This window comes from Sporosarcina sp. USHLN248 (assembly GCF_037144575.1).
GTDB classification, from domain to species: domain Bacteria; phylum Bacillota; class Bacilli; order Bacillales_A; family Planococcaceae; genus Sporosarcina; species Sporosarcina contaminans.
In genome coordinates, this window is record NZ_JBBCZC010000002.1 from 42,864 (window position 1) to 56,902 (window position 14,039).

A 14,039-nucleotide genomic window follows, 5' to 3' on the forward strand; every position below is an offset into this window, starting at 1 on the left:
TGCTTTTTGTATTGATTAAGAAATTATAACTGAAAGAAGATAAAAAAGGATGAAAAATCCTAAGATAATTCCTGCTACTACGATATGACGTTTACGATGCATCGCAACGATGGCAATATATTCTCGAATCATCGCATTGAGCCAATAGTAAAAAACAGTCTTCGAACCGATCCCTTGGCTCTTTAAACCTGCCTTTTTTGCATATAAGCTGGCCCTGAATAGATGGAAATTGTTTGTCGTAAAAATGCTGTTATAGTTGCCTTCTTTCATTGAATCCATTATTTGCTTTGAATAAAGCATATTCTGGAATGTATTGACTGAACAAGTTTCCGTTAATGTATGCTCAATCGGAATTCCTTTCTCTACCGCATACTTTTGCATCGCTTCTGCTTCAGGTAGGTTTTCATCTGCACCTTGTCCGCCTGAGAAATTATGATAGGCGGGAAAGCTACCGCTGCTTGTTTCCAATAAAAATCAATTGCCTTATTAATTCGACTTGCTAAGAGTGGCGGGACTTCATCGTTTATTAAACCACTGCCAAGCACGATAATAAAGTCTTGGTTATATTTTGGCCTATTAAATTGATACAAAAAGTAAGCAGTTAAAAAATTTGTAACGTGTAAGAAAAAATAAATCATTAGTAAGTATACACTGCTGTATAAAGGTGCAGTAAAATCAGGCAAAAAATGTTTTAGATTCACCAAACGGAATATAATTATTAATAGAAGAAAGATCCCCAAAATAAATGTTAAACTGTTGGCTAAACGCCGGCTTTCTTTTTTTATCAGCACTCGGCCATTTAAAAATAATCCTATAGCTAGAGCCGTTAATCCAAATACTGAGATAAAAAGGAGAAATATCATAGTCGGGATAAGAGCGATTAATTTAAAAATCATAATGTCTGTGCTAAATCCTACGTACCCACAAAATATAAGAAATGAACAGAAAAACACGTTAAATAGAAAACCGTTAATAAGTCGTCTAGGGTCAGTTAAATAAAATAATAAGAAGATAAACAATAAAATAAGTGTTGTGATTCCAATGATAACCATTTCATACCTCAATTGTTATAAGAATGCCCAATGCAATATAAATGATAATAGTATCAGTTTATCATTAGTGTTGAGTTAAGAAGAATTATTATTATTTTTGCCTGTTTTAAAGGTTACATTCAAAAAATCATATGTTTCGCTCTAATTATTGAAGAACAAGGGAACGCTCATTAATAATGAGTATTTTTGATGTATCATGGGCAACTCGACAAAGTAACGAATATTTGTTGCTTCAATTTTAATGTGGATTGCGTGAAGCATTTATTTTTACAAGAAAGTAATACAGGAATATAATAAAAATACCCAGATATTTGTATATACAAATATTTTGGTTCATACTCTTTTGAAAATAGTAAAGGAGGAGTAAGATTCTTTGAAAGAAAAAAAAGATCTGAATTTATCTGTGAAGAATCGTCCCAAAAGGCAGGTTGAGCTATAATGCCAACTCCTAATTCGGATTATTTATTAAGCAACTGTCTCTATTTTACTGCTGCGCGGTTTGCAAGGCATATGGAAAAAATAGCTGCGGAAGTATTTTCATCAATGGATATACCTCCTTCTTATGCTTACTTAATCCTAACAATCAATGATTATCCAGGAATTTCTCAAAAAGAATTGTGTAAAAAACTTTCGATCGCTCCTTCAACTAGTACAAGGCTGATTGATAAATTAATAAAGAAAAATTATGTTGAGCGCAAGCCTGACGGTAAACATATTTTAATTTATTTAACAGAAGAAGGAAAATCCTTGTGCAACGAAATATATGAAAAGTTGAATGAAATTTATTTAAGACACTCAGAAATATTGGATAAAAATCATAGTCAGCAGTTGATTCAATTGCTGCATAAAGCGAGTGAACAGATGGAGCAGAAATAGATGGAATTATTGTGAGTTGGTGTCGGAACTTGTTCGATCCACGGAATTTAATACGGAGGAACCGCCTTGTGGAGAAGGAGAGTTAGCTTCGTTTGTGGATGGAAGTGGGCAATGAGTGGATTTGACGGACGAGCTATAAAAGCTGACCAATAGATCTACATAGTAATAATCGTACATTAGGGAAGTTTATCTAATAAACCGTAAGTATCGCCAATTAAGAGGAGGAGCAAAAACATGGAATTATCAAATAAAATTGCTGTCATTACTGGTGCAGGAAGCGGAATCGGAAGAGCGAGCAGCTTGAAATTGTCTGAAAATGGAGCAAAAGTTGTATTGGTCGATTTCAATCAGGAAACAGGTGAAGAAACGCTAAAACTTGTGAAAGAACAAGGTGGAGAAGGCATCTTCGTTCAAGCCGATGTTTCAAAAACGGAAGATGTAAAAAACTATGTCAATAAAGCGGTCGAAACATATGGACGGATCGATGTGTTTTTTAACAATGCAGGTATTATCCAAAAGTTCTCTCCATTCACTGCAGTTGAGGAATCAGAATTTGATCGGATTATGGCTGTTAATGTGAAAGGGATTTACCTTGGCATGAAGTATGTGTTGAAGGTGATGGAAGAACAAGGTTCCGGCTCTATTATTAACACTGCATCTACTGCTGGAATACGCGCTGAACATAGCGTTGCTGTTTATTCTGCAAGCAAACATGCGGTTGTAGGTTTAACGAAGGGCGCAGCATTGGAATATGCGAAAAAAGGAATTCGAATCAATGCGCTTGCTCCAGGAGGCGTGGAAACAGCGTTAACAGCTAGTGTTGCGGATCAATTTGAACAAGGTACTTACATTCCTGAAGAGTTACCAAATATGAGAATGGGTCGTTATGCTTCTCCAGATGAACTTGCAGAAATGGTTGCGTTTTTGGCGTCAGATAAAGCAAGTTATATGACAGGCTCGGTCGTTCTTGTTGACGGTGGATTAACATTATAAAATTCTAAGAAAAGTACTTATAAATAAGACAGATCGGCTACACTTCATACGGTCTGTCTTTTTGTTTTCATTTCCAAGCAATCCTGTCCCAAATGAATGAAAAGCACTAAAGATCATGTAAAAGACGCAAGCTTCTAAAGAAATAAAAACGCTGTTTGCGTAGACTGTGTTGCGAGAAAAAATGGTACAAACATTACAAATTATTTAAACGAATCTGCTTTTATAAGAAGATGTGTAGATGTGAGATCTAAAAGTCAATGCGATTACGACATTATGTATGTTCCCATTTTACAATAATTTTCCGAACTATATGGAGAGTATAGTAGTGAAAAGGGAGGTATTCATATGCAAAATTGGATGAAGGTCAAGTTGGAAAACCATTGTTTTTCCGGTATCGATGCATCTCTGCTTGGTGCAGTAAAATCAGTCGCAGACTAACTTGAATTGTTGACTATGACAACTAAAAAGTGAAAAAATACCGACATGAATGATAACAAAGACGGATTCGAATGAATTTATCCAATCGAATCCGTCTTTGTTCTTGAGCTTTTAATAAAGCATGCGCCTTTCCCATTCCTCAAGTAATAGCGTTTGGCTTTTTAGAAATTCCGATGAGCATTTGCGTAACGATCGCGAGTAAAGGCAATTCCAATAAAGGACCTACCACTAATGTCAATGGGATAAGAGGCTCGTTTGGAAAAGCGGTCATCGCTATGGCGAGTGCGGTTGGAGAATTTCTTGCTAAAGTAGTCATGCTCAAGCTTTTTCCGTCAGCGATTGGGAATTTTAATAAATGCCCAACTTTTTGACTGACAAAGAAATTAATTATAAAAAATAAGAGTATTGGTATCGTAATCCGCCATAGCAAATCCAAATGAGTAACTAACAATTGTCCTTGTGATGCAAACATGGCCATAATTGCGAGGCCTAAGAAAATGATCGGTAAGTTGTTAATTTTTGATAAGAGACGATCTTTTAGCTGCTGATTATTTCTTACTAGCATTTTTATCAGGAAGGATAGGATGAACGGTATCAATAAAGCAGTAACGATGCTTTCCAAAAGTATTGGGAATTGTATAGCACCAGTTGTTCCGCCGAAAACGAGCAAATAGGCCGGCAATAAAATAACTTGTAAGATTAAATTCACAGGCAATAAGGCAGTTGAAAGCGCAACATTTCCTTTTGCAATGCCGGTAAAAATTAAGTACCAATCAGTACATGGTGTAATCATTAGTATAATAAAGCCAATATATAATGCAGGAGTGTCCCCTAAAAAAAGCAAAGCAAGCAGCCAAGATAGAATAGGTGTCCAAACAAAGTTAATCAGAACGGAAGTGTATGTAAACTTTCTATTTTTGAAAGCTGCTCTTATATCTTCAATAGGCATTTGCAAAAACGTAATCGTTAACATAGCCATTATAAGCGGAACGATCAAACTTTCCGCATTTGATTGGATGAAATCGATTTGACCAATGATCAAGCCAATCATTACAGCTATGAAAATAATGACAGTATATAGTTTTTCAATTAATCCCATACCGAATTCACAACCTCTTAAACAAATACTCAACAGATATTAACCATATCATAATTTCAGGTTTTCTTTATTGAGTATAGAATAAAAAAATGAGAAGGACGGTTGAACGATCGCTTTGAATTCAATTGAAAGCCATAAAAGTTAAAGACACCAATCCGTTCGAATTGGTGTCTTTCCATATTTCGGCGTAACATATCAGATGAAACAGTGTAAGTATCGTGGGCTCTAATTTGTCACTTCTACACTAACGCCAAGCTTATCAAGAACAAAAGCATAGCATTCTGCAGATTCTTTCAGATGGTTGAAACGGCCAGACTTGCCGAAATGACCAGCATCCATATTTGTTTTAAGAACGATGATGTTATCATCCGTTTTCATTGCTCTTAGACGGGCAATCCACTTTGCCGGTTCCCAATAGCCGACCCGGGGATCGTTCAAGCCAGTTGTAATAAACAAATGTGGATAGTCTTTCGCTTCTACATTGTCGTATGGGCTGTAGGACTTCATATAGAAATAGTCTTCACTCTTTCTTGGATCTCCCCATTCGTCCCATTCGAGAGTTGTAAGTGGAATTGTTTCGTCTAACATTGTTGTGACGACATCAACGAACGGCACGGCTGGAACGATCACTTTGAATAACTCACCAGCCAAGTTGGCGACAGCTCCAACTAACAAGCCTCCCGCACTTCCTCCGCGAGCCGCCATTTGGCTTGGTGTTGTGTAGCCTACCTCAATTAAATGATTCGCAGCAGCAATGAAATCGGTAAACGTATTTCGCTTATACTGCATTTTGCCATCTTCGTACCAGCCACGTCCCATTTCGGAACCGCCACGCACTTGCGCTGTAACAAGAATAACACCCTTATCTAACAATGGAATATTATATGGGCTGAAACGAGGATCGCTGTTCGCTCCATACGAACCGTATCCATAAAGGATCAATGGTGCTGGCCCGTGATCGAGTGCATCTTTCCGGTAGACGGCGATCATTGGCACTTTCACTCCGTCTTCGGCAGTTGCCCACAGCTGTTCTTGATAATAGTGGGAAGAGTCATATTCTCCGCTGACGGGTGCGACTTGTAGACATTGTTTATTCCAAGTGAGCAAATTAAGTCCGAAAGTCGTTTTTGGAGTGAGCAGTGATTCGAATTGAATTAACACTTCTGTGGACTCGTAGCTTTGGTTGGAGAGAACCGAAACGGTGTACAAAGGTTCATTCCATTGGAGCTTTTCTAATTCACTTCTGCGATTACGCAAAATATAAATTTGCGTTAAACCGTTTTCACGCCCGAATAGTAGCAATCCATCGCGGAATGGGTACATGCCTTGAAGATAGCGATCTTCACGATGCTCTATAACTTTTTCACGAGATTGGAAATGATCAAGAGGGCAGCTAAGCAACTCAAAGTTCAGTGCTCCTTCATTTGTCAAAATGAGCAGCTCGTCTCCCCAATGCTCGACATCGTACAAAACTCCATTTCGCCGTTCGTCTATTAGCTGCAAAGGTGATAGCGGCGAGTCCGCATCTAACAACCGAATTTCACTCGTCGTTTTCGAATGGGAATAAACAAAAATGAATTTCCCGCTTTGCGATTTGGCAATGAAAAGTGTATACGTTGTGTCTTTTTCTTCATAAATGAGCTCGTCTTCAGCCGATTCAGTTCCTAAACGATGACGCCATAACTGGTATGGCCGTTGGTTTTCGTCAACGGTAATGTAAAAAATATACTCACCGCTTCGGCTCCACTCGACACTGCTGTAAATATAGACATTCGGGATTTGGTCAGGCAAGAGGGCACCCGTTTCGATGTCCTTAATGTGGATGGTGTACCGGTCTGTACCATCCCGATTTTCTAAATAAGCTATGCGCTTATGATCATTGCTTCTCCGTTGTACCGTCACACTTAAATAATCATCTTCGCCAGATAGTTCATTCAAATCAAGGACAATTTCTTCTTTTGCCTCTGAAAGAAATGCTCGACTTGTTGCTTTTTTACGTGCATAAATTGGATATTGCTTGTTTTTTTCCAGGCGGGAGTAGTAGAAAAATGGTCCATGCTGGACAGGTACTTGTTCCTCCATGTCGGGCACACGGTTGACCATGCTTTCATAAATTTGTTCTGTCAGTTTCTCTAAAGGACGCATCACTTCATCATAATATCGATTTTCATCCTCTAAATAGTCGATGACCTCGGGATTATCACGGTCTTTCAGCCAATAATAATCGTCTTCGCGCACATCGCCATGTAATTCGTGGGTGTAAGGAATCCGTTTTGCTATAGGTGGTTGCATCATATAACCTCCTCCTTTTCTAAATATACAGTTCGTGATATTGGCGGGAAATCCTCTATTTATTCTACAAACAGTAGCTGAAAGGCAGGAATTTTAATACGGTTGTCGAAATAAATGATAGGCAGTGTGAGGGTGAATTGATGTATACGGCAAATTACACTGAATTAGGTGAAGCTGATTGTTTTATGCGTGAAATAGCGGTATATATGCGTTTTTATAGTTGTTTATGAGCTACTATTGCTGTTTATGCGTTTACTCACGTAATTATGTGCATCTGAATCCATTTATGCGTTTTGGTAGTTGTTTATGAGGAGGGGATTCGCGGCAAGGGCTTCTTTTCGGGCATTTGTTGTTGGGATTTTTATTAATAGAACGGGGGAATGGCTAATGAATGAAGAAGAAAAGGTATTATTCGATTTTTTGAAGGTGAATTCGGCGTATGAGGCGAAGGTGATTCCGGGGACAGGGACCTTTACATTTCTATCAAAACTAACAGGGATTCCTCAAGTTTGGAAGTTGAACTCAGAAGGGAAGCCGGTGCAATTCATAAGCACGCATGATCGTGTATTGAGTGTGCACCATTCGCCAGCAGGAGATCGGACGGTAGTTGGGGTGGATAATAAAGGGAATGAAAAGCAACAGCTATATATCGTTGGACCAACGGGAGACGATCTAAAAGTTCTTGTAGAATCGAAAGAGCATTTCCATTATGTCGGCGGCTGGTCGAGTGATGGTAACTATCTCTCCTATTCAAGCAACCGGCGTCATCCGGGATATTTCGATGTATTTATTATCGATGTGGAAAATAGGGAAGTAGAACAAGTTTTCACTACTGATGTAAATTGCGTACCTCTAAGTTGGATTGATCATGAATCTCTATTTGTGAGTGTTATGGAAACGAATATTGATCGAGCCATTTATATCGTCAATGTAGGGACGAAAGAGAGCATTCGCCTTGGAAGGGAAGGGACTGCTGTACGAATGGCTTCGCCGATTGTCATCAATGGAAAAGGGTATGTCCTTACGGATGCGGATGAGGATACACTTCATTTATGCACGTTTTCATTGGATGCACCGGAAAAACTTGAAAAGCTGCTGCATTGGGAGAAATGGGATATTGAGGAGATTTCACTTTCACCGGATGGGGAGTCGCTTTCTTTTACTTTAAATGAAGGCGGTATTTATAAATTAGGGATTTATTATCCGAAATCGAACACATATGAAATCGTTGATGAATTGCCTCAAGGGGTCGTAGGATCCATGTCATGGCTGTCGAATGACTCTTTCTTATTTACATTGAAATCTCCAATAAATCCGGGTGATATTTGGAGCTATTCTTTGTCAGCAAAGAAAGTGAAACGTCTGACGTTCATCGGTCAATCAGAAACGGTCGGTGGCTATTGGAAGGAGCCAAAGCTGTATTCCTATCCGTCATTTGATGGCTTGGAAATTCCTTATTTCTTTTATAACAGGGACAGTGATGAGAAGAAGCCAGCTGTCATTTACGTACATGGTGGACCTGAAGGACAATCGAAGGCGGAGTATAATCCGGTTTTACAATATCTTGTCTATAAAGGCTTTGCAGTGGCGGTACCGAATATTCGGGGGAGCAACGGATACGGCAGGGCTTATTTGAAATTGGACGATGCAGACAAGCGGTTGGACGCGGTTGCGGACTTGGCGAGTTTGGCAGAAGAGTTGGTTCATTCCCATCAAGTACTTCCTGACAAGATTGGAATAATGGGAAGGAGCTATGGTGGATTCATGGTGTTATCCGCTTTGGCTCACTACCCTGAATTATGGGCAGCGGGCGTTGATATTGTCGGCATGTCCAATTTGAGGACGTTCTTAACAAATACAGGGGAATGGAGAAGATATTTACGGGAGTTTGAATATGGATCACTTGAAACATATAGTGCTTATTTCGATGAAACGGCGCCAATGAATTTGACGCATAATATGATAGCACCGCTGCTTATCTTTCATGGGAGAAATGATTCCCGCGTTCCGGTAAGTGAAGCGGAGCAGCTTGCCTCGGATTTGAAAAACATGAATCGAGAAGTCGAGTTGGTCATTTTCGAAGACGAAGGTCATCAGACGGAAAAAATTGAAAACCATATTGCGATGCATACGAAGACAGTTGAGTTTTTCAATAAATATTTAAATACAGAGGTTTCCGACCAAAGGCGGAGCGTTAAGGGTTCATCGTAAATTTAGCCGTAGCGAACGATCTGAATGACTATGACATGCTGATGATAGAGTTCTTAGTAAAAGCTAAATAATGATTTTTAGACATAGATTCAACCTTGGATTGAATCTGTGTCTAAAATCTAGTAGAAATAGTTTGTTTGATACAAAATATTGGTACGCCCTTGTTTTTAATATTTTATTTCATCGGATTCACATTCTGAATTCAATATATCTTGCTATGTTTCAAATAAAACAAGCATCAGACTGTAGACAAAGTATCTTTTTACTTTGTCTACAGTCTTTTAAAGGTTTTTAGTTATGGGATAAGTGTTTGCCCAGCTTGGCTTGAAAACGCTTGCCAGACAAGGCGCGAAGTCGAGCGAAGACCCGAATAGAACTTAAGGTTCATGAGGGGACGAGCGAGACGAGCAACGCAGTATGCGAGCGTTTGTCAACAAGCTGTTGCTATGTTTCAAATAAAACAAGCATGTTATAATTTAATAGTTTTAACACAATAAAATTGCAGAGGAGATTACAAGATGAAGAGTTTTTTCAAGCTTATTCTGTCGCTTACTTTAGTTTTAAGCACTGCGGTATTTAGTGCTGGCACTATTGTAAAAGCAGAAGAAAAAGAGGTAAAGGTTACACTTCTATCCACTTCGGATATCCATGGCCGATTTATGCCGTGGGATTATGCAATAGATGGACCGAATCCAAGTGGGAGTTTGACGCAATTAACGACAATTATTAAAGAAGTCCGCAAACAGAATCCAAATACGATTCTTTTAGACAACGGGGATCTCATTCAAGATAATTCTGCTGAATTGTTCAATGACCAACCTGAGTCTCCTTTGATGAAAGCATTAAACGAAATGGAATTCGATGCGTGGTCATATGGCAATCATGAATTCAATTTTGGTTTGGATGTGTTGGAAAAGGTATCTAGTCAATATGATGGCGTTAAGTTGGCTGGAAACGTCTACTGGGAGAATGGTGAACGCTTTTTGCCTGCCTATACGATTTTCGAAAAAGAAGGCGTTAAAATTGCTGTAATTGGAATGGTCACGCCATTGATTGTCGAGTTTGAAAAAGGCACTGATCATTTGGATGGTTTAGTTGTTAAGAACCCAGTTGACGAAACCAAAAAAGTTGTTAAGGAATTGGAAGGCAAAGTGGATGTCATGGTCGGGGTTATGCATATGGGACTGGAAAATGAAAACGGCATTCCGGGTACTGGTGTGCGTGATATTGCAAATGCTGTACCCGAACTTGCAGCAATTTTCGGCGGACATAATCATGTCTTGATTGAAAAGGAAGTTGTAAATGGTGTTTTGATCACCGAGCCGAATAAATACGGAACACACATCTCTCAAATTGACTTAACCTTCGAGCAAAAAGAAGGAGAGTTTGTTTTGAAAGATAAGGATGCGAAAGCAATACCAGTAACGTCTGCTGAAGGCACTGTCGTAGAGTCAGACAAAGAATTAGAAGAGAAATTACATAAATTTCACGAGTTCGCTCGGGCGGATGCAAATGTCGTAGTTGGCCAATTGAAAGGTATGGATCTTGTCCCGAAAGATGAAATAAAAGGGATCCCTGCCGTGCAAATTCAGGAAACGCCACTGTCGGACTTTTTCCACGAAGTCATGCTTCATTATAGTGATGCAGATGTCGTTGCACATCAGATAGACAATGACAAAGCAAAATTGGATATTGGTCCCATTAAGAAAAAAGATATCGCATACAATTATCAATTTGCGGGTGGAGAAGTATCTGTCTATGAAGTGACTGGGAAAGATTTGAAAGACTATATGGAATGGGCAGTTGGTTATTTCAATAGCTCTAAACCTGGTGATGTTACAATTAGCTTTGATTTGAAACGCCGTTCCTCTAAATATAGCACGAATGACTTTTTTGGCAATGTGAAGTATGACATTGATCTTACAGAGCAACCCGGCAATCGCATTAAAAACTTAAGAAGATTAGATGGAACACCTATCCAAATGGATGAGAAACTAAAATTAGGGATGAACTCATACAGAATGGATTTTCTTGTCTCTCCAGGACAAGCATTAGAAGGACGTAAGTTTAACATGATTTGGTCTTCTAAAGACGAAAGCGCTTATGGTGAGACGGGAGGTACGATCCGCAACTTGGCAATCCGCTATTTGAAGGAAGAAATGAAAGGCGAGTATACACCTATCCCTCAGCAAAACTGGAAAATTGTCGGTGTCGATACATCCTCTCCAGCCCATCAAGCAGTAAAAGACTTAGTCAATAGAGGGATTTTGCAAGTCCCTACTACAGAGGATGGAAAATATACGAATATCGCTTCAATCAATGCAAATGAAGCTGTTACAAAAGAAGAAATCAAGGAACTTTCTACCAAAGCGGGAGTAAATGAAAAGCAATTTTCCAATGTGAAGACGACTGGCGAATTATATGTGAAGCTATCGAAAATGCTTTCCGAGCCCAACAATTCTAAGGATGAGGATGCGAAAGATAATGCGTCGCCAAGCAAGCCTGCGCCAAACCCAGGAAAACCTGAAAAACCAGGAAAACCAGGAAAACCAGAATCGAAGCCAGGAAAACCTGCACCGGTTGAGTCAAAAGCGACGATTGGTGTTGTTTCCTCCCATAGTTTGTATGTCCGTTCTCAGCCTTCCAACAATGGGAAAATTGTAGGCGCTGTTTCGAAAAATACAGAAGTGAAGATTCTTGGAAATAAAAAAGGCTGGTACCAAATCGAGTACAAGGGCAAAAAAGCATATGTGTATAGCCGCTATGTAAAAGTTATCAAATAAGGTTTTATACACAGATATAAAACCAAGACATCGACGATTTAAACCCGTTGAATGTCTTGGTTTTTTCTTATATGTTTCTCTCGGTACATTTAAAACTTGCATCGAAAGAAGCTTTGCATTTTCATATATCTGTACATCAATCGAGCATTTCTTCCCTTTTCTGTAAATGGATCGATTTTGGAATGGAGAGCTCGTAGAAATTCCCGATCGCATTCGCACCGATTCCTGCCAGTAGCATAACAAATGTCATGCGCTCTGCAAGCGGCATCTACGTCATTTATAGGTGCACCTGGGCCGCTGCACTTAGGACCGCACCAGTTGTAGCCTGGAAATAGGCAAAAACCTTTTCTCCCCCTGATCATTGCGCACACCTCCCTGAGTGGAATCAAAAAGTTTATATTATATAATATTCTTAATAATCTTCTATAGTTTGTACAAGTAGCCGTTTGTATTACTGTCTTTTTAAAGTTTTAGGTAGGAGATCGGATCGCTGTTTGCCTATCTTAGCTTGAAAACGCTTGCCAAGTAAGGCAACCTAAGAACGTCACGTCCTGTGGCTACGGCTGTATGACCAGTGTCCTGCTGGCCTCAACGCAGTATGCGAGCGTTTGTCAACAAACTGGTCTATTTACGATTTTGATTAGAATAATTATTTTTTAGGGGGCTGTGGAGGATGTTTATAGTCAATGTAGAGGGTGCTATATGCAGAGATGATCAATGGCTAATTATTGAACGTAGCAAACAAGAGGAACATGCGGGTGGTTTGCTTTCTCTTGTCGGAGGAAAAGTTGAGCTTGAAGGCAATTCATCAAATATATTGGAAAGAACGGTCATACGTGAAATTTTTGAAGAAGTGGATGTAAAAGTGAAGGAGCGTTTACAATATATTCATAGTACATCATTCGTGGCAGATACAGGAGAGCATGTCGTTGATGTTGTATTTCTATGTGAATATGAATCAGGAATCGCAAAGGTTAAAAGTACCGATGAAGTGGAAGCGGTAAGTTGGATGACAGCTCAGCAAGTATTTAATCACCCGAATGCACCCGATTATTTGAAAGAAAGCATTCGACTTGCAGAGAAGAAGCGTGAAACTATACGCTTTCAAAGTGTTTAAACGATCAAAATAATCGATTCGCTCTATGCTCGGAGCCTCTACCGTAAATAGTAGAGGCTTTTATTTTTGGATAAAACGGCAAAAACATGAATAAAAAAGAATATTGCAGTTGACAAAACAGAATAAAAATGCAATCATAGGAATATAACCGAATGGAAAAGGAGATGAAACGTAAATAAACAGGAAAAACAGCAAACATAAAAAATATAGGGAGGAAGGGTAAAATGTTTACAGAAGAGCGAAGGGGAAAAATATTGGAATTGCTTGAGCGAGAAGGTCGTGTATTAGCGAAGAATCTTGCAGAAGAGTTTGCATTGTCGATTGATTCGATTCGCCGTGATTTGTCGATTATGGAAGAGCAGGGGCTACTGAAGAGGACGCATGGGGGAGCAATTCCAATTAGCCATGTAAGGGCGATGCCTCAACCGCCTTCTATTCGCTATGGTGATGGCAATCAGTATCAGAATGCGATTGCAAAAGAAGCAATTACGTATATTCAAGAAGGGGAAACGGTGTTTATCGGCGGTGCATCGACTCATTATGTTATGATGAAGTATTTACCGCGTGATATACAATATACAGTTGTGACCAATTCCGTAGAAATAGCGTACCATTTGCGAGGAGTAGAAAATATTCAAACCTACCTCATCGGTGGTTACGTGAAAAATTCAGGCAATATTACGGATGCAATTGCCAAGGAGTTTGCACGCCATTTTACATTTGATGTATGTTTTGCGACTGCTGGCGGCCTATCAGAAAAAGGATTAAGTACAGCAACTCCAGAAGTAGCGCTTTTCCATAGGACGATTTATGACAACTCTAATAAGATTGTGGCCCTAGTGGAGCATTCAAAGTTTGGAACTGATATGTTTAGTAGAATGTATCCTGTTGAAAAGTTAAATATAATTATTACGGATGAAGAAACGCCACAGGACAAAATGGATCCCATCAAGTCACTTGGAGTGGATATTATAATAGCGAAATAAAAAAACGAAGCTGTTTAGAGAATTTGGTTTCAATAGTTCTCTGTACAGCTTTTTCTATTGTGTGGAGAATTGAAAATTTGCAGCTTCTACGTAATGGGGAAAATAGGTTTCTATGCAATCCTCTTTGCTTACAATTCCGATTGACAGCAATTGAAGCATCAATTATAGTAAAAAATGATAATGAGAATCATC

9 protein-coding genes and 1 pseudogene are annotated in these 14,039 nt (G+C 39.1%); 6 read left to right on the forward strand and 4 right to left on the reverse strand.

Annotated elements, in window-relative coordinates:
• Positions 1–15: 15 nt before the first annotated feature.
• A pseudogene (locus WFH04_RS01200) lies at positions 16–1,052 on the reverse strand (YdcF family protein).
• A 438-nt stretch (positions 1,053–1,490) separates the two neighbouring features.
• On the opposite strand from WFH04_RS01200, the gene WFH04_RS01205 reads away from it, so the two are divergent.
• Both WFH04_RS01205 and WFH04_RS01210 read left to right on the forward strand, forming a co-directional pair.
• Positions 1,491–1,928 carry a MarR family winged helix-turn-helix transcriptional regulator gene (locus WFH04_RS01205; protein WP_336822223.1) on the forward strand — a complete coding sequence of 146 codons (438 nt, stop codon included), beginning with the start codon at positions 1,491–1,493 and terminating at the stop codon, positions 1,926–1,928.
• Positions 1,929–2,162: 234 nt separating this feature from the next.
• Entirely contained in the window at positions 2,163–2,921 is a 759-nt protein-coding gene (locus tag WFH04_RS01210; RefSeq protein WP_336822224.1) for an SDR family NAD(P)-dependent oxidoreductase, read from the forward strand.
• 577 nt (positions 2,922–3,498) lie between these two features.
• Here the strand turns inward: WFH04_RS01210 and WFH04_RS01215 are convergent.
• Together WFH04_RS01215 and WFH04_RS01220 are read right to left on the reverse strand one after the other, a co-directional pair.
• Positions 3,499–4,458, reverse strand: coding sequence for an arsenic resistance protein (locus WFH04_RS01215; RefSeq protein WP_336822225.1), 960 nt, complete (start codon positions 4,456–4,458; stop codon positions 3,499–3,501).
• Positions 4,459–4,683: 225 nt separating this feature from the next.
• Positions 4,684–6,753 (reverse strand): S9 family peptidase, encoded by a 2,070-nt coding sequence (locus WFH04_RS01220; RefSeq protein ID WP_336822226.1) that lies wholly within the window; start codon positions 6,751–6,753, stop codon positions 4,684–4,686.
• 384 nt (positions 6,754–7,137) lie between these two features.
• Between WFH04_RS01220 and WFH04_RS01225 the strand changes: the two genes are divergently transcribed.
• Both WFH04_RS01225 and WFH04_RS01230 read left to right on the forward strand, forming a co-directional pair.
• Complete coding sequence (locus WFH04_RS01225; RefSeq protein ID WP_336822227.1) at positions 7,138–8,961, forward strand: S9 family peptidase; 1,824 nt, start codon at positions 7,138–7,140, stop codon at positions 8,959–8,961.
• 518 nt (positions 8,962–9,479) lie between these two features.
• Positions 9,480–11,744 (forward strand): 5'-nucleotidase C-terminal domain-containing protein, encoded by a 2,265-nt coding sequence (locus WFH04_RS01230; RefSeq protein ID WP_336822228.1) that lies wholly within the window; start codon positions 9,480–9,482, stop codon positions 11,742–11,744.
• An 89-nt stretch (positions 11,745–11,833) separates the two neighbouring features.
• Here the strand turns inward: WFH04_RS01230 and WFH04_RS01235 are convergent, their stop codons facing one another.
• On the reverse strand, positions 11,834–12,106 hold the full coding sequence (locus WFH04_RS01235; RefSeq protein WP_336822229.1) for a phospholipase: 273 nt from the start codon (positions 12,104–12,106) through the stop codon (positions 11,834–11,836).
• Between the two features lie 311 nt (positions 12,107–12,417).
• On the opposite strand from WFH04_RS01235, the gene WFH04_RS01240 reads away from it, so the two are divergent.
• Together WFH04_RS01240 and WFH04_RS01245 are read left to right on the forward strand one after the other, a co-directional pair.
• A complete protein-coding gene (locus WFH04_RS01240; RefSeq protein ID WP_336822230.1) occupies positions 12,418–12,861 on the forward strand; it encodes an NUDIX hydrolase in 444 nt (147 codons plus the stop codon).
• A 224-nt stretch (positions 12,862–13,085) separates the two neighbouring features.
• Entirely contained in the window at positions 13,086–13,847 is a 762-nt protein-coding gene (locus WFH04_RS01245) for a DeoR/GlpR family DNA-binding transcription regulator (protein WP_336822231.1), read from the forward strand.
• The last annotated feature ends 192 nt before the right edge of the window (positions 13,848–14,039 follow it).

Coding starts and splice junctions, on each gene's coding strand:
- WFH04_RS01205 (WP_336822223.1), top strand. CDS start 1,491: ATGCCAACTCCTAATTCGGATTATTTATTAAGCAACTGTCTCTATTTT.
- WFH04_RS01210 (WP_336822224.1), top strand. CDS start 2,163: ATGGAATTATCAAATAAAATTGCTGTCATTACTGGTGCAGGAAGCGGA.
- WFH04_RS01215 (WP_336822225.1), bottom strand. CDS start 4,458: ATGGGATTAATTGAAAAACTATATACTGTCATTATTTTCATAGCTGTA.
- WFH04_RS01220 (WP_336822226.1), bottom strand. CDS start 6,753: ATGATGCAACCACCTATAGCAAAACGGATTCCTTACACCCACGAATTA.
- WFH04_RS01225 (WP_336822227.1), top strand. CDS start 7,138: ATGAATGAAGAAGAAAAGGTATTATTCGATTTTTTGAAGGTGAATTCG.
- WFH04_RS01230 (WP_336822228.1), top strand. CDS start 9,480: ATGAAGAGTTTTTTCAAGCTTATTCTGTCGCTTACTTTAGTTTTAAGC.
- WFH04_RS01235 (WP_336822229.1), bottom strand. CDS start 12,106: ATGATCAGGGGGAGAAAAGGTTTTTGCCTATTTCCAGGCTACAACTGG.
- WFH04_RS01240 (WP_336822230.1), top strand. CDS start 12,418: ATGTTTATAGTCAATGTAGAGGGTGCTATATGCAGAGATGATCAATGG.
- WFH04_RS01245 (WP_336822231.1), top strand. CDS start 13,086: ATGTTTACAGAAGAGCGAAGGGGAAAAATATTGGAATTGCTTGAGCGA.